The sequence below is a fragment of the Gimesia sp. genome (assembly GCF_040219335.1).
Lineage (GTDB): Bacteria > Planctomycetota > Planctomycetia > Planctomycetales > Planctomycetaceae > Gimesia.
Window position 1 is genome coordinate 56142 of the sequence record NZ_JAVJSQ010000003.1, and the last position, 21948, is coordinate 78089.

A 21948-nucleotide genomic window follows, 5' to 3' on the forward strand; every position below is an offset into this window, starting at 1 on the left:
CCTTAGTCCTGATTCTAAAAGAACCCCGGGAGCGCACCAGAGGTATCAATGAGAATTCAAAGGCGGATCATCGCTTGAATTCATTAGAACCAGAAACACTTGAAACTTCAGATTGGAAGAGCTGGCCTGCCTGAATCATGTTAAATTCACTGGAAGTGCGAATAGAAATGCTGGCGCATAAATAACCTGATTCGGAACTGGTCCATCTTAACAAATCAAAAGTCAATCTGTCACCTGTGAAAACAGGTTTCCTGAACGGAAGGCGGGAATGCATCCTCTTCTATGAATATTTGAATATCTACCACCGGGTATTTTAGTAAACAAAACTTTGAAGCCAGACTCTGCTTGCAGACCGTTCTCATCAAACACACAATAGAACCGAAATACTTACTTCAAGCTGCTCAGATTATCCGTATCATTCCATTCCCGTTTGAAAGCCGTTTCCGAAATGAGATGCTTCACCCGCCAGATCGTACTGAATCTTCTGTTCTACCTGTTTGCGTCCAGCCTGTTTGCCGCTGATGACTGGCGCGTGTGGCGCGGGCCCACGGGAAACGGGGTGGCGGCTGCCGGACAAACACCACCAGTCAAGTGGTCGGAAACGGAAAACATTCACTGGAAAACCCCACTGCCCGGACGGGGCCATGCCTCGCCGATTGTGGTTAACGACCGAGTACTGATTGCGACCGCTGATGAGTCACAGGAAATCCAGTCGGTGGTTTGTCTCGCCCGGGATTCGGGGAGGATTCTCTGGAAGACCAACGTCAACCGGGGTGGTTTCGCTCCCAAAATCCATCAGAAGAATACCCACGCTTCTCCCACACTTGCTTCGAATGGCGAACTGGTTTTCGCGGCCTTCCCGCATCATGAAAGTATTCAACTCACGGCACTCGATCTGGATGGGAAACAGCGCTGGCAGATCCGGGCGGGAGGCTTTCTGCCCAGGGCGTATCAGTTCGGCTATGGTCCTTCCCCACTTCTCTATGAGAATACTGTGATTGTGGCAGCCGAATATGAAAAGAACGGTTACCTGGCTGCCTTTGATCAACAGACGGGCAAAGAAGTCTGGCGTCTCGATCGCCCCGAGAAAATTAATTTCTCGACGCCCATTGTTACCCGCATCGCTGGTCGGGACCAGCTGCTGCACAGCGGCAACTCGCGGGTTGCGAGTTTCGATCCGCGAACTGGTCGCGAGATCTGGTCGGTCCCTGCTCCCTGGATTGTCAGTTGTGGCACCATGGTCTGGGATCAGGAACTTGTCTTCGCCAGCGGTGGTTTCCCGACGAAGGGAACCATCGCGGTGAAAGCAGATGGTTCGGACAAGGTCGCCTGGACGAACCGCGTTAAATGCTATGAGCAATCGATGCTGGCTGCGAATGGATATCTCTACGCGGTCGATGACAACGGCATCGCCTACTGCTGGGATGCACAGACCGGGAAAGAGATGTGGAAGCATCGCCTGGGCGGGAAAGTCTCTTCCTCACTGGTCCTCGCGAACGGCAATCTGTATCTGACGAACGAACGGGGGACTACGTTTGTCTTTCGTTCGAATCCTCAGAAATTTGAACTGCTGGCAGAAAACCAGCTTGGCGACGAAGGTTTTGCTTCGCCAGCAATCTGCGGCAGTCAGATCTTTCATCGAGCAGCCGGACGTGCCTCGGGAGAACGGCAGGACGTGCTCTACTGCATCGGCAAATAGACTCTGGTCAGACTCTATTCTGCCTTAGCGGGCTCGGCTGCTTTCTGTAGTGGTGCCACCTTTTGATTTGCCGGAACAGGCTGACCAAAGGCTCGAAAGCCGCGCAGCTCCTGGGGTAATCGAAAATAGAAACGGTTGGCGGTGTACGCGTTCGTCCATTGATAACGGACCTGTCCTTCTTTGGGACGTACGCTCATTTTGGGACTGGTCCAGACTTCTTGCTTGTCGAGTTGAACTGTCGTCGCTGCTGCAGACAGTCGTGCACAGCCATAGGACCAGGTCTTGCCATCGGTTTCCAGAATCAGGATGACCTCAGGATTGAACCCGCGTTCAAAATAGAACGCCGCGGCATCCGAATTCTCTGCATCGGTCGGTTGATACTGGTCGAAGGGAGTAGGATGCAGATTCAGAAAGATCTGTTCCCGTCCCAGCATCTCCTCGGCTGAAAATCGAATTGCCAGCTGCTGCATCTGGTCCAGTCGTTCTTCCGCGGTTGCCGCCGGTTCGGGTGCATCGGGCAACGGTTTGAATTCAATTCCGACCTCCCAGGGTTGCCAGGTCACACTGGGCCCTTCAATGCGAAATGGTTTTTCGGTCAACGAGAGGAATTCATAAGTGGCGCGTCCTGCAGTTCCTTCCGGGTGATCCATTTCCACAGCGATATATGCCCAGGGGCGGCCCGTTGTTCCTAAACGCCAGATCGCACCTTTGGTCACTTTATATTTGGGATCATGATATTTCATGACCGGCTCCTGAACGAAAGCCAGCGGCGCACTGCGTTCTTCCCTGGTACGAATCGACCAGGCATTGAGCAACTTCCGCATCGTATCGATTTTGGAATCATTGGCCGCCTCTTCTTTTTCTTCGGCAACGATTGGCACAACGACACAACAGAGTAAAACCGCTGCAAAACTACTGAGAAATGTGATTCTCCGGCGCATCATGACGAGTTCCTTATTCGAGACAGATTCGGTTCGACGTGAACTCATTGTATGAACACACAACCAGTGATCAAATATAAAGTTTGCTAAACGGGCGATTATTTAAGAATGTCTATTATTTCTGTCCCGGTTGGCTACCGCTGTCTTTCGCGCATAAAAAAACGGCAGCCCTGTTTTCAGGACTGCCGTTTTCCATTCCACTGAAAGGAAATCGCTACTTTGCTTTTTTGATATTGGGATTCAACAGACTGTCAGCTGCGGCATCCCCTTTGGCAGACTTCAAAATGATTTTGATTGAATCTCCGCCCCCTTCTGGAATCATCACCTGGGTCTCCTGGACTGCAGGTGGAGGATCCATCAGGTTTTCTCCCATATTGCCGAGAACCACACGGTAACTGCCGGGGGCAGCCCCATCCTCTTCCTCATAGGTTCCCAGCACAAAGGTGCCATCTTCATTCACGTTCGCCCGGGCGGTCCGCACATTTTCTCCACTGGTCAGTGGTAAGAGATCAATGTGAATCGGTCCGAACGGTTGATCATCCAATGTCAAAGTTCCGGAAGCTGGTACGGTCTGAACTGTCCGCTTGCTCCCTGAAGCATCCCCGCCTCCACAGCCTGTCAGACAGATCATCAGGGTTGCCAACAGTACGTTCGCTGAGCGCATCATCGTATGTTTGTTTCCTATTCCAAAATGATAAATGAACTTCGGGTCATCAGCACGATTTCCTCTCCCGGATCTCCGGGAGAGGAAACTGAAAATGGCTGATTAAAACTCACCAACGATACTATCGAAGCGACCGCCGGCAATCGTATTGAGCGACATCCAGAGGCTGGGTGCTCCAGCTGACTGGTTGTGATCACCGTGGTAATCGATGTTTTCACTGACAAATCGTACCGAACCATCGGCCATCAGGAAGTGAGCGCCTCCCTGGTGCACAGAACCCGGTCCCGGCCAGTCTGAGTTCAGACAGTGAGCGGCGATATAAACCGGTCCCCAGGCATAGGGAGCAGTCTTATAAAATGTGCCGTCTTCGCCAGTGGAAGTACCATCGGGTAACAACAAATTGTTGGCAGCATTGTTCATGACCACGATATGCGTTGAAGCAACGAACGCCATACGGTAAACCGCTTCTCCACCTCCATCACGCAAACGACCGGCACCACAAGTCCGTCCGCCTCCGGCGAAACCATTTTGCGGAACTTCCCCGACGGCAATGGTGGTGGTGGTTCCATCGGTGATGTCGCGAATCCGAACCTTGGATTTCAGCGTGAAGACACCTGTGTGAATCTGGTTAGGACGTTGCCACCAGTCAAAGCCTTGAGATCCGGCATAGTTGGTGGTCGCAAAACCATCACGGGCGCTGGGATCATGGTCCTGGTCCGACGGACAATGCAGGACAGGGATTTTGGTCGCCTGAATTGGTCCTGCCGTTCCTGTCTGGCCGAGAATCGGCGCGGAGAAGTTAATCTGATTATACAGGGGTGCCTGTTCCAGGAATGGTAAAATCAGAGTAATCCAGCTGTAGTTACGAGCTCCAGGTGAGGAACCGCCTGGATCGTTCGTCCAGACATCGTTGGGAAACATCGAATGTGTTTCATGATAGTTGTGCAGTGCCAACCCGATCTGCTTGAGGTTGTTCTTGCAGGTACTTCGACGGGCCGCTTCGCGCGCCTGTTGAACGGCGGGTAGTAGCAGGGCGATCAAAATTGCGATGATCGCGATGACCACCAGCAATTCAATCAACGTGAAGCCTCTCTTCTTTGAACGCTTGAACTCCATACTGACTCTCCTTTAAGAATAAGAAAGTGATTATTGAGATGATAAAATCAGTCTCTCACAACACGCAGTATCGTTTCTCTCTCAGATGGAAATGAAAGGACATCTGATTGAATGAGAGTATAAATCGTTGCTCAGTACGCTCGCTTGACACCAGTTCAAAACTGATGTTGCTCGTAGTTAGAATTGAGTTCAATTCCGTTACCGGAATATTTAAATGAGTGGAACCCCTGAAATCGGGGAGGAGATGCCATAATCTAAACGGATTATTAATGGAAATTAAATAAATAAACACTCTCCGATACGATTTTAATCGTAGTTTTATAAAATTGTCAAACAAGATATTTCGATGTTACGACATTTCGAAATAAGTAAGAATCCTTAATAATAAACAGGATTTCTAAGGAAGATCGACAGGGTCATACAGAGTTATGTTCATACAGATACGTATTACAGAACTGTAAAATTTCTTCGATGATAAAATTTTCTGCTGCATGACATCATGGATGATATTCCTTCCCGACTCTTTCCTTTTTAACAGTGACTCAACAACGAATCGCGCTTCATGTTACCACTCAATCATTTTGACTATCTCATCGTCGGCCAGGGACTCGCAGGCACAGCGCTCGGCTGGACGCTGCAGCAACGTGGCTATCAAACCTTGATCATCGACCGCGGTGAAGAGATCACGTCCTCGAAAATCGCAGCCGGTTTGATTACTCCCATAACGGGACTGCGTCTGGTGGTCTCCTGGCGACTGGAAGAATTCCTGCCTTCCGCCGTCCGCTTCTATCGCGAAATTGAAGCGCTTACCGGTTCCCGTTTCCTGGAGTTGAACCCAATGCTGCGTCTGTTCGCTTCAGAGCAGGAACAGGAACAGTACCAGCAACGATCCCAGACACATTTTCCGGAACTGGTTTCGATTCCCGCGCCTCTGGCGAACGAAGCTGAATTCGATCTGTCACAGGGGGGATTCGAAATGCAGAGCGGAGGAAAACTGGATGTTCCCACTTACCTGGAAGCTTCACGAGAGTGGTTTCAAAAACAAAACGGTTTTTTGAAAGCAGACATCGATCCTCAACAGGATCTGGCATGGGAAGCAGACCAGGTCCAGATCAACCGCCTGGGAGTGAGTGCCGACAAAATCATTTTCTGCCAGGGGATCCAGGCGCGGCACAATCCCTGGTTTGAAAAAGTGCCTTTTGAGGGCGTCAAAGGAGAAATCCTGACTTTGAAAATTCCAGGCCTGACAGAGCGACGCGTGGTCAACCGGGGAGTCTGGCTCGCACACTGGCAGGACGACCTGTATCGCGCCGGCTCGACTTATGATCGGGAACACCTCGACTGCGAACCCACGCCTGCCGGCCGGGAAGAAATCATGCAGCGCCTGACCAAATTTCTGAAAGTTCCGTTTGAAGTTGTCGAGCATCGGGCCGCGGTCCGTCCGGTCATTCGCGGACGACTGCCTGTCTTGGGACTGCATCCGGAAAACCCGTGCGTCGGATTCTTCAACGGTTTTGCCTCGAAAGGCAGTCTGCAAACCCCCTGGATGGCAGCCCATTTTGCCGATGTACTGGAAGACAATGCGACGCCGGAAAAACAACTGGACCTCAGCCGTAAGCTCAAACCAAAATCATGACACGTTTAACTGACCAGGCACACGCACGCATCTCTGATATTCTCCGCGCCGGTGAAACCGCCATCGACGCCACTGCGGGGAACGGGCACGACACCTCTTTTCTCTGTCAGACCGTTGGTCCCACGGGGCACGTGTATGCGATCGACATTCAAGAGTCGGCTCTGGAGCAGACAGCCGCACAACTCGCGGAGGTGAACTGCTTTCATTGTGAGCTCATCTGCTGTGATCACAGTCTTCTGGCAGAGATCGTTCCCACCGAGCATCGGGGCGCAACAGGGGCGATCATGTTTAACCTGGGCTACCTGCCCGGGGGAGATCACAGCCTGATTACGCAGGAGGCGACCTCTGTGCAAGCGCTGGAGGCGGCGATCGATTACCTGCGTCCCGGAGGAATTCTGACGATCCTCGCTTATCCGGGACATCCAGGCGGCGAAATGGAAACCAGCGCGATTATGGAATGGATGAACCAGTTGCCTGCCAGCGAATTCATAACGGAAACAATCCTGGCGCGTTCGTCTGCGCCCACCGCACCGCGTCTGTTGATTGTCACCAGGCAGGAATCCTGAGACAGAATTATTCCTCTTCAGAGGAATCCTCGTGCGATTGCGAAGACTCACGGATTTCGTCAATGATCTGGCGGGCCCGATCTACGTTCGAAGAGACCACATCGACTTTGATCTCAAAAATACCGGTCATCGCGGCCTGATTTTCATTCTCGAGCAGACAGCGAATGCCTTCCCCTTCCAGCGTCATCTTGATGAATTCCGCTTCCATCACATTCGTCGTTGAATAGACAGTTTCCAGACTATCACTCATGGTATTGTGTTCCTTAGACAAACCGTCCCTGAAGAGTGAACTCATCATGGAGCGCTTCACAGTCAGTCAAATATTGGTCTCGTACCCTGTAAGGCTAACCTGATTCAGTATTAACATCAATATTAAATACACAGTATACGCTTCAGGTCGCTGATGATCCCCAGGAATTTATCAGCAGGGTGAATGGAATTGAATCTCAGGGTCACCGCCTGCTATTCTGTAAGCGTGCTCTGATTATCATCGCCATCTAACAAGGGATCTCTCCCCATGAACCGCCTGTCACTCCGAAGTCTTTTCCTGCATTTCCTGACTCCCCTGCTGATCACAGGTGGCCTGATTCCCTGCCCGACTCAAGCGGAGCCCCCTGCACGAAAACCTGTGGTCCTGACGGACCGGGCCCGTGAGTTGCATCGGCAATGTCTGGTGGTCGATGGTCACAACGACCTTCCCTGGACGATGCGGGAAAAAGCGGCTTCTTCCTTTAAACAGGCTGACATCGCTCAACCACAGCCTCGGTTTCATACCGATATCCCCCGGTTGCGTCAGGGAAATGTCGGAGCCCAGTTCTGGTCTGCTTATGTTCCTGCTGAGACCAGCCAGGAACGCAGGGCCGCTCATTACACCCTGGAACAGATCGACCTGATTCACCGGATGATCAAGCGTTATCCTGACGTATTCGAAATGGCATCCACGGCTGACGATATTGAACGGATACACAAATCGGGCAAGATCGCCTCCATGATCGGTGTCGAAGGGGGACACTCCATTGAAAACTCACTTTCATTGCTGCGGGTTTTCTACGGTCTGGGAGTCCGTTACATGACACTCACGCACTCAGATACGCTCGACTGGGCCGACTCTGCAACCGATACAGCCAAACATGACGGCCTTTCCCCGTTCGGCGAGGAGGTTGTCCGTACCATGAACGAACTGGGAATGCTGGTCGATATTTCCCACGTCTCGCAGGCAACTATGGATGATGTGCTGCGGGTCAGCCAGGCGCCCATCATCGCCTCGCATTCTTCAGCTCGAGCCGTTGCGGATCATGTGCGCAATGTACCCGATGAGATCCTGGTCAAAGTCAAAGAGAACGGCGGCGTGGTGATGGTCAACTATTTCTCCGGATTCGTCGTTCCGGAATCAGCCCGCCAGATGACAGAAATGTTCCACGTTCGCCGAGAACTGAAAAAGAAATATCCCGATGAAACAGAGTTCAATCGGGAATACAATCGCTGGAAGAGCAGCCACAAAATGCAGCCCGGCACTATTCATGATGTGGTCGATCACATAGACCACATTGCTAAAATCGCCGGAGTGGAACATGTGGGCATTGGTTCGGACTTTGACGGCGTCTCGACACTTCCCGCGCAACTGGAAGATGTCTCAACCTATCCCCTGATCACTCAGGCTCTGCTCGACCGGGGTTATACCGATCAGCAGATTAAACAGATCATGGGACTGAACCTCCTGCGGGTCATGCGGGAAGCCGAGCAGGTTGCCCGTCGTCTGCAACAGCAGACAAAAGACTGACCGTCAGCTTCCCGTTGTTCTCTGTCACCCGCAGAAGAATCAGTTTCCAGCAAAACCCTATTTTGAATCCGGCAGCTTCGGCATGACAGGACGGGGTGCTACCAGTTCCGGCTCTTCAGCCGGGGGTGGGGCGGGCAACTTCACCTGGGCAGGTTGCTCCTTAGGGGCAGCCTGCTTGACCTGTTTTTCCAGACTCTGCTGCTGCTGAACCTCTTTGAGATAATCCTGCAGCAGACGATAGGTATTCTGAAACTCCTGACGATTCGTAATCATGTGATATTGTGAATCGACCTGGACCTGCTGATAGTTGGCGACCACCGCTTCCAGTTCCGCCGGATCGGGAGGTGTGGACTTTGCTTCCAGTCCTTCAGGAAGTGCCAGGTAGTCTTTCCAGGCAGCATCCACGACATCGTCCAGCGACTGGTGTGCTCCCAGTAACTGATATTTCAGTTCGTCACTTTGAAGCTCCTGCTGTGCCAGATGAGCGACATCCTGTTCGATACGAACCATATCCCAGACTTCAGAAACTCCATCACTGAAAAACAGGATGACCGTCGATTTATCTTTGGTCAGACTGTCCAGGCCGGTCTCCATGGTGACGGCTTCTTCTTCCCCCACCTTCCAGACCGCACGCTGTTTTGTTTTATCAATGGCTCCCTGAAGTGGCAGCGTGATATTGCCTTCTTTATTAAAGTAGGTACCGGCAATCGCACCATTCTTGCCGACTGCCAGCTGGACTGTGACATTCACATCCTGAGTTCCCTGAGGAACGATCGCGAATAACCCGACCGGCATCCATTCTGCTGATTCTTCAGGAGGAGTCACGCTTTCGGCGATCTGACTGGCCTGAGATGCGTAATCGGTAACAGGTGCAATCGGCGTCCCATCATTATAGATATAGCCGTCATTGATGGAATAGTTATAGACGACGGGGGTCAGATTGTTGTAACCGCACCAGGAAACCAGACCACCGTAAGTAGCCCAGACCCAGGGACGGTAACCATATCTGCGATAATGGTAGTAAGGATAGTATCCATAACCGCGGCGATAACGGCTGTAGCCGGAACCGTATCCATAGCCGATTCCGAATCCGTAGCCTGTCCGGTAACCGGACCAGTAACCGGGATTATAATGATAGGATCTGCTGGCGTAGCCAGTATGACCGCGGCCACGATTGTAGTTTCGGCCTGATCTTAATCCGGTACCGCCATGTCCGGCGTGGTGATGTCCTCCGGAACGTATACCAGGATTACTGTGTCGATGCTGACTGCCAAAGCCAGACTGAATTCCCCCGGGACGATAACCGGTGGCTCCCCGGTAATATTGATCGGTTCTGCCGTGACGACTTCCCCCCGAGCTTAATCCGCTGATGTTGTTTCCCCGGCGGGATCCGAAATCCTGAACCGATGACCGGGAACGAGAACGGTTGAAATCAGAAGAACTTGAACGGTTTCGACTGCCGGAATGCAGCCCCGGATTACCAGTCACACTACGCTGTCCCCGCGAAATGGAATTACGGGGAGAATTCTGCGATCTGCCGGAAGCAGAGGAACCGGAATGACCGGGACGCATGGTGGTATGACTGGAGCGTCCCGAAGAACTGCCGAATGACTGATTGAAGGATCGCGAAGGAGCACTCTGTCGACTGCTGCCTGAACCGCGAAAGGAACTCGAGTTCGGACGCGAAAATGAACGCCCGGGAGACATTGAGCGAGACGATCCGCTACGCTGGCTACTCCCACGAGAGATGCTGCCCCGGGAAATGCTCCCTCGCGAGCTACTGCCGCGGGACATGCTGCCGCGCTGGCTTCCTCCTCCGGAAAATCCACCCCGGTGTCCGCCACCGCCTCCGCCACTTCGATGACCACCGCCGCCTCCGCCGCCGCGACCACCCCGTTGGGCGAAACTATCGACTTCGCTGACGCATAACATCGTCAGCAGAACTAAGAACGTGATTGATATCTTTTTCATTGAGTTCACCTGACCGACCACGAAGGTGAAAGCCCCCATGCATCGTCCTGATAATATTTCTATGCGAAAAAGCGGACAGGTTTCCTACCTGACATCCGAGCCCGTTAAGCATAAAGAGAGAGAAAACTGATCAGGCAGATATCTCGCCGTCAGCATCCAGACAGACGTACTGAGACTGTAACCGTCTATGGTTATTATCTCTGGTGTTCAGGTGGGGTAGGAAGCAGAGATAAATTTTAATAGCAGCGCAGACAGCACAAATTACTGTTTTCAACTGACTCAGCGACTTCGCATCCTGCTGGAATGCTGCCGAATCTCGATGGCCCGTATATCTGTCACAATAGGAATCGGGGTTGTAAAAGTCAATAACTGCCTGTCCGCAACAGATCTACCGTCAGGCATCAACCAAAGTGCATGGATCAGGAATCGCTCTTAATTTCATGCGTTCCAGGGCTGTTCCAGAAGCAAATATTCACGTTTTTAAAAAATTCATCATTTCTTTGGAATAAACGGGAATCAACGGGCCTCTTACAGACAGCAGGGACCGATTGGGCCCTGTCTGACGCACGAGACACATTACCGGGTTTCTTTCATATCATGGAACTGGCCCCGGTCTGCAGGCCTCTCATCCCTGCGGATCTGTTATTGAATCGAGAATTTGGAGAACTGAGATGAAATCACTGTCGACACTTTTCACCATGCTGGCCCTGACCCTGTTCTTTGTTGGTTGTGGCAAAACTGAAACACCAGCTCCCAGCGAAACTCCTGCTCCCGCAGAAACACCTGCTGAAACTCCTGCTGCTCCTGAAGGGGAAGCTGCTGCACCAGAAGGTGATGCCGCTAAGCCAGAAGAAGCTGCCGCGAAACCAGAAGAAGCTGCTGCTAAGCCAGAAGAGGCCAAACCAGAAGCCAAGCCAGAAGAAAAGAAACCCTAAGCTCTGGCATGTCATTCATGATGACGACACCAAAAAAGCTCTCCTGATCTGTCAGGAGAGCTTTTTGTTTTGGTTGTTGAACTCAGTTTACTTTGCAGATGCGTTGCCACTCAGAATGCGGGCTGCGGTCAGCGTATTTTTCAGCAGCATGGCAATGGTCATCGGTCCGACGCCCCCTGGAACCGGGGTAATCGCAGACGCGACCTCTTTGACTCCCTCAAATTCCACATCGCCCACCAGTTTATCATCCACGCGGTTGATGCCCACATCAATGACAATCGCCCCCGGCTTGACCATATCGGCGGTTACGAATTCAGGCTGACCGATGGCGGCAATGATAATATCTGCCGACTTCACGATCTCTTTCAGATTCTGTGTGCGGCTGTGGCAGATCGTCACCGTGGCATCAGCTCCCATGCCCCGCTGGATGAGCAGCATGGCCATCGGCTTCCCGACGATTTCACTCCGCCCCAGGATGACCGCATGTTTGCCTGCAGTCTCCATTTTGGTGGAGAGAATCATCTGCTGAATCCCATAAGGGGTACAGGGGAGGTAACGGGGACGGCCCTGCACGATCAGTCCGACATTTTCGGGGTGAAACGCGTCCACATCCTTGAGCGGGTTCACCACATCCAGGATCGCCGTCTCATTAATGTGCTTCGGCAGCGGCAGCTGCACCAGGATGCCGTGTACACCGGGATCGGCGTTGAGCTCTTTGACCAGGGTCAGCAGTTCTGCTTCGGTGGTTTCGGCAGGCAGCCGTTTTAAGGTGCTTTCGATACCGGCTTTTTCACAGGCCCGCTGCTTGTTACGGACATAAACGGCGCTGGCCGGATCATCGCCTACCAGTACCGCTGTGAGGTGCGGGACGACCTGCGTTGCTGATTTCAGCTCTGCGACTTCCTGTGCGATCTGTTCCCGAAATGTCGCCGCCAGTGCTTTGCCGTCAATAATTTCTGCTGACACCCTGTCATTTCCTTGTTCAAGAGGGGTTAATTTCCATCCGCTCACAACATAACGAATCGTCTGAAAATCTAAAACCACCCCAAAAGAATTAATGTGACGTAAAGGCAAATCGCGGCGTAGATGGCTGCGACATAATCGTCGGCCATGATTCCCCAGCCGCCGTGGATGCGGTCAAAATATCGAACCGGCCAGGGCTTCCAGATGTCATACAGACGGAACCAGAGAAAGGCAATCAGGGAAACCCAGAGAAAGTCAGCAGATAACGGTCGGTGAAAGACAGGCAGCATAACCACGGTGAAGGCCCCGATCTCATCGATGACAATCTCTCCCGGATCTTCTTTCCCTAAAAGCCGCGAACCCTGCTCACAGAGATAGACGCCGAGCAGGAAAATCAGCAGAGAGACCACCAGATAGACGGGTAGTGACAATTCCAGCCAGAACAGTCCCAGAACCAGAACCGGGCCCAGCAGACTTCCGAATGTTCCGGGAGCTTTGGGAGCCAGCCCTGTACCCAGTCCCCGTGCGAGGAACAAAATCGTAACGTTTTTGAAATTTCTCATTTATGGTAATTGACCAGGGAGCCGATTCTCTGTGTTGCGTAATCGGAAAAATGTCACTATTCAAGATAATCTAAAGCGTTTATACTTTAAACAGGAGTGATTTTCCCGGGGTACATATAGACAGCCAACACAAACCAATGCGTTGATTCCAAAGCGGGTGCATTTCGTAACTCGAAGGCAGCCCGTCATTTCCTGTATTGATCGTACCCTGACAGCCGAAAATTTCCAGTAAGACTCAACGAAACCTACCCTGCCATTTTGAGTCGCTTCTCGTGAAGAACGATTCGGGATGGCTCCTCGATTACATCAATCAGGATTGATCAATATGACATCCCCCGAAGGCCCCAAGCTTTCCAAGCTCGAATCTCTCAAAGAAGGCAGCCATCAGCTGCGCGGAACCATTGCTGAAGAACTGCTTAACGAAAGCGACCAGTTTTCCGGCGATTCGCTGCAACTCCTGAAGCATCACGGTACCTACCAGCAGGACGATCGTGACCTGAGAAAAGCCAAAAATCCGGATGGAACTCCCAAAGGCAAGTCATACAGCTGCATGATCCGAACCCGCGTGCCGGGTGGTAAGGTCACCTCAGATCAGTTCCTGGCCGAACTGGATCTGTGTGAAAAATACGGCGACGGAACCGTGCGTCTGACCACGCGCCAGGGCTTCCAGCTGCACGGCGTGATCAAAGGCAACCTGCGGGACGCCATCAAAGGGATCAACGAAACCAAACTGACCACCCTGGCCGCCTGTGGTGACGTGAACCGTAACGTGATGGCCTGCCCGGCTCCTTACAAGAACAACCAGGTCTTCGACGCAATGCAGAACATGGCGTATGCCATCGCAGAACACCTGCGTCCCAAAACAACGGCTTACTTCGATCTGTGGATTACCGACGAAGATGGCAACAAAACCAACGAAGCGGAATTCCAGCCGGTAGAAGAGCCGATTTACGGCAAGACCTACCTGCCCCGTAAGTTCAAGATCGGTATTGCTCTGCCGGAAGATAACTGCGTTGACATCTTCACCCAGGATATCGGCCTGCTGGGAATTGTCGAAAGCGATGAAATCGTCGGCTACAACTTCTACGTCGGCGGCGGAATGGGAGTCACTCCCAGTAAGAAAGACACCTATCCCGCTCTGGGCAAGCTGCTCGGCTTTGTGCCCAACGATCAGGTTCTGGCGGTCGCCGAAGCGGTCGTGAAAGTCCAGCGTGACTTCGGAAACCGGGAAGACCGGAAACGGGCCCGTATGAAGTATCTGGTGGACGATCTGGGAATCGAGAAATTCCGCGAAAAGGTTGCTGAGTACTTCGGTTCTGAAATCGCCGCTCCACGCGACGTGGAAGTGACCGGCATTGACGATCACATGGGCTGGCATGAGCAGGGGGATGGCAAGCTGTTCCTCGGCGTGAACATCGAAAACGGACGTATCAAAGACGATGGCGACCTGCGGATTAAGTCCGGCCTGCGGAAGATCCTCGAAACCTACAAACTGGACGCCCGGATCACTGCCAAGCAGAGTGTTATTTTCTGTGATATTGATCCCGCTGACAAGCAGGGGATCGAACAGATCCTGGCCGATCACGGCATGAAACGGGCTGAGGAACTGACCCTCATCCGTCGCTTCTCAATGGCCTGCCCGGCACTTCCCATGTGTGGCCTTTCGATTACAGAATCCGAACGGGTCATGCCTGATCTGATTACCGAATTCGAAGAAGAACTGGCCCGCCTGGATCTGCAGGATGAGCGGATTTCGGTCAACATGACCGGCTGCCCCAACGGCTGTGCCCGTCCTTATGTTCCGGATATCGGACTGGTCGGCAAAGCAGTGGGCAAGTATACGGTATTCCTGGGTGGAAACTCGCTGGGGAACCGACTGGCCTTCATTTATGATGATCTCGTTCCACTGAACGAAGTCACCAGTCGCCTGTCACCCGTGCTGGAATTCTTCAAAGAAGAACGTCAGCCCGGCGAAGCCTTTGGTGATTTCTGCCATCGGATGGGTAAAGAAACCCTGCAGGAAAAAGCGGGGCTGGCAGCCAAATAATTCTGTCGGAATTGTCTGTTTGAATATGAACCTTCCGGCAGGCAGGCTGTCTTTCATTTTGACAAAATCAATCCGGAACGGGTTGACCCTGTCTGATCGCGCGGGTAGATTATCTGCAACAGACAGCCTCTAAGGCTGCTGAGAACCGGAAATTACGAGTATTAACGACCAATGCGAAATTACAATCTCCTAAACCTGAACCTGCTACGAAGCCTGCTGCTACCAGCCAGGTCTTAGGTTCTTTGTACGATTGTAAATCAAAATACAGTGAAACCCTGAGACCAGATCGGCCTCAGGGTTTTTTATTTTCCCCACTGGTACTATTCTGGTCTCTCAACAGCGTCCCTCAGCGGGGCGTCAACCGATTCATGGAGCAAACCAATGTCCAATGACACAGTAAAAATCTTTGACACCACCTTGAGAGACGGTGAACAGTCCCCCGGTTGCAGTATGACAACCGCTGAAAAGTTGAAAGTGGCCAAAGAGCTGGTCGCGCTGGGTGTCGATATCATTGAAGCCGGTTTTCCCATCGCTTCGCCCGGCGATTTCGATGCGGTCCGTAAGATTGCCACCCAGTTCGGCGATCAGACCACCATCTGCGGCCTCGCCCGCTGTCGTAAGGAAGACATTGACCGGGCCTGGGAAGCGTTGAAAGAAGCCAAAAACTCCCGGATCCACGTCTTTTTAGCCACCAGTTCGATTCATCGCGAACACAAGCTCAAGATGAGCAAGGAACAGATCATCGAAACCGCGGTGGAGATGGTCAAACGGGCCCGCGATTACTGTCCGGATATCGAATTCTCCCCGGAAGATGCCGCCCGGACCGAGAAAGACTTCCTCTGTGAAGTGGTCGAGCGAGCCATCGAAGCGGGCGCATCGACGGTAAACATTCCCGATACGGTCGGCTATGCGACTCCCGCGCATTTCCATGATGTGATCACCACGTTGAAGAAGAATGTCTCCAACATCGATCAGGCGATTATCAGCACCCACTGTCATAACGACCTGGGACTCGCCGTCGCCAACAGTCTGGCCGCAGTCGAAGCCGGCGCGCGACAGATCGAATGCACGATCAACGGCCTGGGTGAACGGGCCGGTAACTGTGCTCTCGAAGAAGTCGTCATGGCCTTGAAAACCCGTGCCGACTACTATGGCGTGAATACGAACATCAATACAAAACGCCTCTACCCCATCAGCCATCTCGTCTCCACCGTCACCGGCATGGCTGTCCAGCGGAACAAAGCGATTGTGGGCAAGAACGCTTTCGCTCACGAAGCGGGAATCCACCAGCATGGCGTGCTGCAGGAACGGACCACCTACGAAATCATGTCTCCCGAAGACGTGGGTTATGTGGGAACGAACCTCGTGCTCGGCAAACACAGCGGCCGGCACGCTTTCCGGGATCGTGTTCAATCGCTGGGACATACCCTCGATGACGCGACGTTCGAACGGATCTTTAACGAGTTCATCACTCTGGCCGATAAGAAGAAAGAGATCTACGACTCAGACATTGTCGCCCTGATCGAAAACCAGGTCTCCGATGCACCGGAAAAATGGTCCATCGCCCGTTTCCATACCTCCGCCGGCACCGGTACCATCGCGACGGCGACGATTGAGCTCGCTGACGAAGACGGTAAAATCCACTGTGATGCCGCTACCGGCGACGGTCCTGTCGATGCCGTATTCCGTGCATTGGAACGCATTACTGGCATCTCGGCGGTACTGGAACAGTATCACGTCGGCAGTGTTTCCAGCGGTAAAGACGCACAGGGCGAGGTACGTGTCGAAGTTCGCATTAACGGCGAGATGTTTAACGGGCGCAGCGTCAGCACCGATATCATCGAGTCCAGTGCGAAAGCATACCTGCAGGCGATCAACAAAGCCGTTGGTCGTGGGGAAAACTGAAAACCGACCTGAATTCGAACTGAGTCAGTAATGACCATGCACGATCCTGAACCATCATCCCGTCGCATCAAAGGCAGAACGATTGTGATCAGCCTGTTGATCTTCGGGCTGGTGATGTCAGGATCTTTGTACGTGTTTCAGGCCATCAACACCTATCCCTTCGCCGAAACTCAGCAGGCGCTGGCTCAGAAGTTCCCGAAGTCCCGTCCCCGCGTTGAAGGGGGACGGCTCAAGGGAAAAGAGATCAACCCGCTCACCTTCCGGGTGACGCTCGCAGTCGACTTTAATCCCAATGAGAACCAGGGCCGCATCGACGAGCTGGCGGATCAGGTGCTGCTCGTCGCCCGTGAGCATCTTGACCTCAACGAGTATGAAGTCGCCGAACTGCACTTCTATCAGCCGATCCCGGAACAGCAGATTCTGATGCGGGATCTCGAAATCGATCTGGCCGACTGGCAGAAACAGCACTGACGCTTCCGTGAGACCAGCGCCCACACAACAGACAGGCCTGTCGAACTAACCGACACGCCTGTTTCCCGCAGAGTAATCGTTGTCCGTCACCGCTTACGAAAAACAGCCTGAATCCCGCTGAAAAACGCTTTTCCAAGATTCGCCACGAAATCCCGCGTATTGGCATGAACATTGCCAATACACTTTCTGCCTGCTAAGCATTTCCGTCGAGAAGCATGAGTCCTCTCATCCACTTTTCCGGGAACACGAAAATAATGGTTACCCTCCAGCCTGTGTGATGACGCCCGTCTTTATTGGCTGGAGGGTTAACCATTTATGGCCTGCTCCCTTGTGAGTATCCCCGTTCGCGCCGCTTCCCTTCCGAAAGATCCTGGCTCCGGCTATCATCGAACGTATCGTAAGTGACGAGGAAATTCCTGTTTCAACCTGAGCGGTCATGACTTCACTGCAACAGCAACTCCAGAACTCCAGAAGCTTCTGGCTGGTCATCAGCATCCTGCTGCTGTTTCAATTCTGTCTCGGCCTGTATTCAGCACAAAAGCTGAGTGTCACGCACGACGAATACTGGCATCTGCCGGTCGGCCTGCTCACCTGGAAAACGGGACGGACCGACTACGATCGGCTGAACCCGCCCCTGATTCGCAACTGGGCGACTCTCCCCCTGTTATTCACGTCGGCCCAAACCGGCGATCCGGAGCACTCCTCCGATCCTGCCGATTACGGAGACGCGTTTCTCAAGGCGAATCCGGAAGATTATCACCACTATTACGTCCTCGGACGCGTGATGATTCTCATTCTGGCGGTGGCTTCGGGACTGCTACTGGCAGTCTGGGCCCGCGAACTGTTCGGTCCCTCTGCGGCCTGTCTGGCGGTTTTTCTGTGGAGTATGAGCCCCAACGTTCTGGCGAATGCCGCTCTGGGAACGCAGGACCTGGCGATCGCGGGCTGCTTCCTGGCAACCTTGTATTGCGGTTGGAAATTCGCGTTAGCGGGATCGTGGAAGTGGGCGCTGATTACCGGCGCCGTACTGGGGCTGGCCCAAATCACGAAATATACGGCCATTCTGCTCGTGCCTCTGTTGATCATGCAGTGGTTCCTGCTGCGAGTCAAAAACCCGGAAATCAAGACGGAGACTCCCGCGAAGGTCATACTCGGACGCTGGGTTGCCTTGCTGCTCATGTGCGGTCTGATCATGAACGCCGGCTACCTGTTTCAGGGCAGCTTTCAGTCCGCCAGCACGTATCAGTTTCAGAGCTCGGAATTGAAAATTCTGAACCAGTTGCCTGCCCAGTTGCAGAGCCTCCCCCTGCCGCTGCCGCAGGATTACCTCCTCGGTTTTGACCTGCAGCGGCATATCATGCAGCAGTCACACCCCACGTTTCTGGATCTGGAATGGCGGCTTACCGGCTTTCGCAGCTATTACATTTTTACCCTGCTGTATAAACTTCCCCACGGTGTCCAGTTGCTGTTCCTTCTGTCAGCCTGGCAGTGGTTTCAACAACGGCGCACGCAGCTCATGTCTCCCCGGGTTCTGGGCATGCTGTTAAGCCCGGTTGTGCTGCTGGTCGGCATTGCCAGTCTGTCGAATAATCAGCTCGGTCTGCGGTACATCCTGCCGGTGATTCCCTTTCTGTTTCTGTTGATCGCCCCCCTGGGGGAACAGCTCGATCTGGAAAAAAGGAAGGCCCTGGCGCTGGCCGTGATCGTCGCCTGCGTGAGTCTCCCCTTCTCGCTCCGCTATGCACCGGATCACCTGGCATACTTCAACGAGTTCTCCGGCGGTCCCGAAAATGGCAGCTATCACCTCATCGATTCCAACATCGACTGGGGACAGGATTTCTATCGCCTCATAGCGTATCTGGAACAGCATCCGACAGACAATCTGGGACTGGCGTATTTCGGCACGATTCCCCCTTCCACTTTGGGAACTGCCTACCGGATCCCGCCGGAACTGCAGCCGCAACCAGGAACGTATGCGATCAGTGTCAGCCTGCTGCAGGGGCGCCCCTATTCGGTGCGTAAAGAGGATGGCAGCCGGCACAATCTCGGTACCGATGCCCTCGGCTATTTTCGCTTTTTTGAACCCAAACAACGGCTGGGATACTCAATCAACGTATATGAGCTGACACCCGAAGACGTTTACCGCTGGCAGAATGCAGTCAACCAGGCGCGCATGGGGCTCATGCCCTCCAATTAAACCGACTGTCTGCCGGAATGCTCAGTCAGAAAACGGAAGTACTGTTGAATCCGTGATTTCCAGTTCGTTGAGCAGTGTCTGGTACTGAGCACGCGTATTGATATTTCGCAGGCTCCGCAAACCCGGATCAAATTCCTGCAGTTCCGTCGTTTCCAGAAAGACTGAATCCACCTGCTCAACGAGGTCAATCGGGCGTCGTTTTCCCTGTGACAACAGTTGTTGAATCGTCTCGAGCAGCGAGACGCGATAGATGGCCGCCAGCGGGTGCAGGCGGTCTCCTTCGCGAACCATCGCCAGTTGGTTGTTTCCCAGTCGGGAGCAGAGGCGTTCGATCATTGCAGTCTCTATCAGAGGCGTATCACAGCCCGATATAAACACGGCTTCGCATTTCCCGTGCAATGCTTCAAGTCCCTGCCCAATCGCCGCGAGAGGCCCTTCCAGCGGCTCTCGATCGAAATAAACGGGGACATCGGCAGGCAGTGTCGGAAGCCGTTGATCGGGGGAGGCCATCACCGCTAGCGGACTGAGACAGGAGCCGATGATTCTCACCACGCGCTGCAGCATCACTTCCTGGCCCAGAGGCAGCAGGGCTTTAGGATAATTCATCCGCGAACTGGCACCACCACAGAGTACGATTCCGCCGACCTTCAATTCCGCGTTTGAGTTTGACATCTCAGCTCAAGTAATTTACAAACAAAAATGAAAGTCACAGTTTAACAACTTCTCCTCTCAAGAAGCGATCCGAAATCATGAGTGATCAGAATTCTGAACAGGAACCATGGTATCGCGATGGCCTGAATTTCACCTGTACACAATGTGGAAACTGTTGCACGGGTGCGCCGGGAGTGGTCTGGGTCGATGATGCAGAAATCAAAGCGATAGCAGACTTAACGGGAAAATCGACGGGAGAAATTATGTTAATGCATACTCGGCTTTACGCAGGTCGACGCACCTTAACGGAATATGCAAACGGGGATTGCACTTTCTTTGATCCCGAAAAACGTGGCTGCACAATTTATGAAGCACGTCCGGTGCAATGTCGCACCTGGCCTTTCTGGAATTCGAATCTGAAAGACAAAGCAAGTTGGGACTCTCTCTCTCCCGACTGCCCTGGTGCAGGTAAAGGTGCCTTCGTCAGCTTCGAAGAAATTCAAAAACGTTCTGAGCAAATCGACTTGTGAAACAGCAGCGCGTCGTAAGTCAGGTGAGAACTTTCCGTTTGTGCTGCGCACTGTTTTAATGATGACAGCGCTCTGACTTGAAATGCATTTCGATACCGTCAGAATCTCGATCGCCTGGTGAATTTCGATTTTATTTCGGTTCAATAAGTAACGGTTGAGCAAGACTTTGGAACGTCGAAAACGACTTGTTCTGCTCACAGAGGGCACTTTTTTTCATTTAACTTCGAAGTTTGTCAAAAAATCTTACAGTCTGGATATAGGGACTATAACGAAGTTACGAATCCTGGTTCCGGGGTTCTGAGCCGAAACCATCACTACCCCTATCCTGTTTATCAGATTACACTTAAGTCGGTTAACAGATCTCATTTTCCGTCGAAAACCCCTGCTCATGCGGTTTTGGCTTTTGACAGTTGAACAGTGTCACCCTGTCCAAGAACCAGTCGCGAAACCCCTGCACTGAAAGATCGGTCTTGACTTACTGTTCAATTGTGGGAAATAATCTATTGTGACACTAAGTCGTGTAACCCATTACAGTTGAGACGGCTCTCGAGTGCCCAGCGGAAGGGCGTAGCTGTCCGACGGCTTCTCAAAATTGGGAGAACCCAGTCGTGACGAAAAAAGAGATTGTCAAAGTGATTTCGGAAGAGATTGGTCTGACACAACTCAAGACAAAAGAGATTGTGCAAAAAACGTTCGATGCGATTGTCGATACACTCGTCACCGACAAACGAATTGAGCTCCGCAATTTTGGCGTTTTCGAAGTCAAAAAGCGGGCGGCCCGTAAAGCCAGAAATCCAAGAACAGGCGAACGCGTCGACGTGGAGGAGAAGTACGTCGTCACATTCAAGCCTGGTAAGGAAATGGAAAAACGTGTACGCGACCTGGAAGAAGAAGCAGCCAAGCTCAAAGCGGCCGCTGCCTCCCAACCACCGGTGAGCAGTCCACCTGCGGCAGCAGCACCTCCGCAGCAGACTCCTCCACCACCGTCGGCACCACCCAGTCCCGGTACGACACCAGGGTCCCCTCAAGTAGGAAGCTATAACAATTCCTACCCGTCGGGTACGCAGCATACACCTTAAGCCTTTTTCTTAAAGACCTTATTGTGGAAAGAACTGGTATGAGTTTTCTCATAACCGGTCTGATTTGATGGTACATCAACAGACCGGTTTTTTTATGCCTCTATCTACCTGATCTCACCTCTCTCACCTCCCGGTGAACGCTTACTACGTACCAGAGGCCCCTTTCAGCCCTCAGCAGCCCGATTACCAAAATAATTGGAATAATCCGCATTTTTTACCAAAGTCACCTGATCC

19 protein-coding genes are annotated in these 21948 nt (G+C 52.6%); 11 read left to right on the forward strand and 8 right to left on the reverse strand.

Translation table 11 applies throughout. The features are described from left to right. Positions 1–448 precede the first annotated feature (448 nt). The gene (locus RID21_RS00675; RefSeq protein WP_350186693.1) at positions 449–1699 is read left to right on the forward strand and encodes an outer membrane protein assembly factor BamB family protein; all 1251 of its coding nucleotides are present in this window, start codon (positions 449–451) and stop codon (positions 1697–1699) included. Between the two features lie 14 nt (positions 1700–1713). Here the strand turns inward: RID21_RS00675 and RID21_RS00680 are convergent, their stop codons facing one another. The 3 genes from RID21_RS00680 to RID21_RS00690 all read right to left on the reverse strand — a co-directional run bounded on the left by RID21_RS00680 (position 1714) and on the right by RID21_RS00690 (position 4420). Next, positions 1714–2643, reverse strand: a complete 930-nt coding sequence (locus tag RID21_RS00680; RefSeq protein ID WP_350186694.1) for a hypothetical protein — start codon at positions 2641–2643, stop codon at positions 1714–1716. A gap of 211 nt (positions 2644–2854) precedes the next feature. Continuing rightward, on the reverse strand, positions 2855–3307 hold the full coding sequence (locus RID21_RS00685) for a hypothetical protein (RefSeq protein WP_350186695.1): 453 nt from the start codon (positions 3305–3307) through the stop codon (positions 2855–2857). Between the two features lie 99 nt (positions 3308–3406). Further along, positions 3407–4420, reverse strand: a complete 1014-nt coding sequence (locus RID21_RS00690) for a DUF1559 domain-containing protein (protein WP_350186696.1) — start codon at positions 4418–4420, stop codon at positions 3407–3409. A gap of 562 nt (positions 4421–4982) precedes the next feature. Here RID21_RS00690 and RID21_RS00695 point away from each other — a divergent pair. Further along, entirely contained in the window at positions 4983–6056 is a 1074-nt protein-coding gene (locus RID21_RS00695) for an NAD(P)/FAD-dependent oxidoreductase (RefSeq protein ID WP_350186697.1), read from the forward strand. Further along, positions 6053–6622 (forward strand): tRNA 5-(aminomethyl)-2-thiouridylate-methyltransferase MnmM, encoded by a 570-nt coding sequence (gene mnmM / locus RID21_RS00700; RefSeq protein WP_350186699.1) that lies wholly within the window; start codon positions 6053–6055, stop codon positions 6620–6622. Before RID21_RS00695 ends, mnmM begins: the two co-directional genes overlap by 4 nt. A 7-nt stretch (positions 6623–6629) precedes the next feature. Here the strand turns inward: mnmM and RID21_RS00705 are convergent, their stop codons facing one another. After that, entirely contained in the window at positions 6630–6872 is a 243-nt protein-coding gene (locus RID21_RS00705; RefSeq protein WP_187782167.1) for a putative signal transducing protein, read from the reverse strand. Between the two features lie 267 nt (positions 6873–7139). Here RID21_RS00705 and RID21_RS00710 point away from each other — a divergent pair, with 267 nt between their 5' ends. Continuing rightward, positions 7140–8402 carry a dipeptidase gene (locus tag RID21_RS00710; protein WP_350186700.1) on the forward strand — a complete coding sequence of 421 codons (1263 nt, stop codon included), beginning with the start codon at positions 7140–7142 and terminating at the stop codon, positions 8400–8402. 57 nt (positions 8403–8459) lie between these two features. Here the strand turns inward: RID21_RS00710 and RID21_RS00715 are convergent, their stop codons facing one another. Further along, complete coding sequence (locus tag RID21_RS00715) at positions 8460–10373, reverse strand: hypothetical protein (protein ID WP_350186701.1); 1914 nt, start codon at positions 10371–10373, stop codon at positions 8460–8462. A 671-nt stretch (positions 10374–11044) separates the two neighbouring features. On the opposite strand from RID21_RS00715, the gene RID21_RS00720 reads away from it, so the two are divergent. Beyond that, the gene (locus tag RID21_RS00720; RefSeq protein WP_350186702.1) at positions 11045–11308 is read left to right on the forward strand and encodes a hypothetical protein; all 264 of its coding nucleotides are present in this window, start codon (positions 11045–11047) and stop codon (positions 11306–11308) included. A gap of 87 nt (positions 11309–11395) precedes the next feature. Here the strand turns inward: RID21_RS00720 and folD are convergent, their stop codons facing one another. Both folD and RID21_RS00730 read right to left on the reverse strand, forming a co-directional pair. Further along, on the reverse strand, positions 11396–12274 hold the full coding sequence (gene folD, locus RID21_RS00725; RefSeq protein WP_350186704.1) for a bifunctional methylenetetrahydrofolate dehydrogenase/methenyltetrahydrofolate cyclohydrolase FolD: 879 nt from the start codon (positions 12272–12274) through the stop codon (positions 11396–11398). Between the two features lie 68 nt (positions 12275–12342). Next, positions 12343–12834, reverse strand: coding sequence for a phosphatidylglycerophosphatase A family protein (locus tag RID21_RS00730; RefSeq protein ID WP_350186705.1), 492 nt, complete (start codon positions 12832–12834; stop codon positions 12343–12345). Positions 12835–13159: 325 nt separating this feature from the next. Between RID21_RS00730 and RID21_RS00735 the strand changes: the two genes are divergently transcribed. From RID21_RS00735 to RID21_RS00750, 4 genes are all read left to right on the forward strand, one after another. After that, entirely contained in the window at positions 13160–14881 is a 1722-nt protein-coding gene (locus RID21_RS00735) for an NADPH-dependent assimilatory sulfite reductase hemoprotein subunit (protein WP_350186707.1), read from the forward strand. Between the two features lie 381 nt (positions 14882–15262). Then, on the forward strand, positions 15263–16786 hold the full coding sequence (locus tag RID21_RS00740; RefSeq protein WP_350186708.1) for a 2-isopropylmalate synthase: 1524 nt from the start codon (positions 15263–15265) through the stop codon (positions 16784–16786). Positions 16787–16816: 30 nt separating this feature from the next. After that, on the forward strand, positions 16817–17257 hold the full coding sequence (locus RID21_RS00745; protein ID WP_350186709.1) for a hypothetical protein: 441 nt from the start codon (positions 16817–16819) through the stop codon (positions 17255–17257). 436 nt (positions 17258–17693) lie between these two features. Beyond that, positions 17694–19454, forward strand: a complete 1761-nt coding sequence (locus RID21_RS00750) for an ArnT family glycosyltransferase (protein WP_350186710.1) — start codon at positions 17694–17696, stop codon at positions 19452–19454. 21 nt (positions 19455–19475) lie between these two features. On the opposite strand, the gene mobA is transcribed toward RID21_RS00750, so the two are convergent. Further along, positions 19476–20126, reverse strand: a complete 651-nt coding sequence (mobA, locus tag RID21_RS00755) for a molybdenum cofactor guanylyltransferase (protein ID WP_350186712.1) — start codon at positions 20124–20126, stop codon at positions 19476–19478. Positions 20127–20203: 77 nt separating this feature from the next. Here mobA and RID21_RS00760 point away from each other — a divergent pair, with 77 nt between their 5' ends. Then, entirely contained in the window at positions 20204–20635 is a 432-nt protein-coding gene (locus tag RID21_RS00760; RefSeq protein ID WP_145187987.1) for a YkgJ family cysteine cluster protein, read from the forward strand. 608 nt (positions 20636–21243) lie between these two features. Continuing rightward, on the forward strand, positions 21244–21714 hold the full coding sequence (locus RID21_RS00765) for an HU family DNA-binding protein (protein ID WP_350186713.1): 471 nt from the start codon (positions 21244–21246) through the stop codon (positions 21712–21714). Positions 21715–21948: the final 234 nt, after the last annotated feature.

Coding starts and splice junctions, on each gene's coding strand:
- mnmM (WP_350186699.1), top strand. CDS start 6,053: ATGACACGTTTAACTGACCAGGCACACGCACGCATCTCTGATATTCTC.
- RID21_RS00675 (WP_350186693.1), top strand. CDS start 449: ATGAGATGCTTCACCCGCCAGATCGTACTGAATCTTCTGTTCTACCTG.
- RID21_RS00685 (WP_350186695.1), bottom strand. CDS start 3,307: ATGATGCGCTCAGCGAACGTACTGTTGGCAACCCTGATGATCTGTCTG.
- RID21_RS00730 (WP_350186705.1), bottom strand. CDS start 12,834: ATGAGAAATTTCAAAAACGTTACGATTTTGTTCCTCGCACGGGGACTG.
- RID21_RS00735 (WP_350186707.1), top strand. CDS start 13,160: ATGACATCCCCCGAAGGCCCCAAGCTTTCCAAGCTCGAATCTCTCAAA.
- RID21_RS00680 (WP_350186694.1), bottom strand. CDS start 2,643: ATGATGCGCCGGAGAATCACATTTCTCAGTAGTTTTGCAGCGGTTTTA.
- RID21_RS00720 (WP_350186702.1), top strand. CDS start 11,045: ATGAAATCACTGTCGACACTTTTCACCATGCTGGCCCTGACCCTGTTC.
- RID21_RS00690 (WP_350186696.1), bottom strand. CDS start 4,420: ATGGAGTTCAAGCGTTCAAAGAAGAGAGGCTTCACGTTGATTGAATTG.
- RID21_RS00710 (WP_350186700.1), top strand. CDS start 7,140: ATGAACCGCCTGTCACTCCGAAGTCTTTTCCTGCATTTCCTGACTCCC.
- RID21_RS00740 (WP_350186708.1), top strand. CDS start 15,263: ATGTCCAATGACACAGTAAAAATCTTTGACACCACCTTGAGAGACGGT.
- RID21_RS00745 (WP_350186709.1), top strand. CDS start 16,817: ATGACCATGCACGATCCTGAACCATCATCCCGTCGCATCAAAGGCAGA.
- mobA (WP_350186712.1), bottom strand. CDS start 20,126: ATGTCAAACTCAAACGCGGAATTGAAGGTCGGCGGAATCGTACTCTGT.
- RID21_RS00760 (WP_145187987.1), top strand. CDS start 20,204: ATGAGTGATCAGAATTCTGAACAGGAACCATGGTATCGCGATGGCCTG.
- RID21_RS00715 (WP_350186701.1), bottom strand. CDS start 10,373: ATGAAAAAGATATCAATCACGTTCTTAGTTCTGCTGACGATGTTATGC.
- RID21_RS00750 (WP_350186710.1), top strand. CDS start 17,694: ATGACTTCACTGCAACAGCAACTCCAGAACTCCAGAAGCTTCTGGCTG.
- RID21_RS00695 (WP_350186697.1), top strand. CDS start 4,983: ATGTTACCACTCAATCATTTTGACTATCTCATCGTCGGCCAGGGACTC.
- RID21_RS00705 (WP_187782167.1), bottom strand. CDS start 6,872: ATGAGTGATAGTCTGGAAACTGTCTATTCAACGACGAATGTGATGGAA.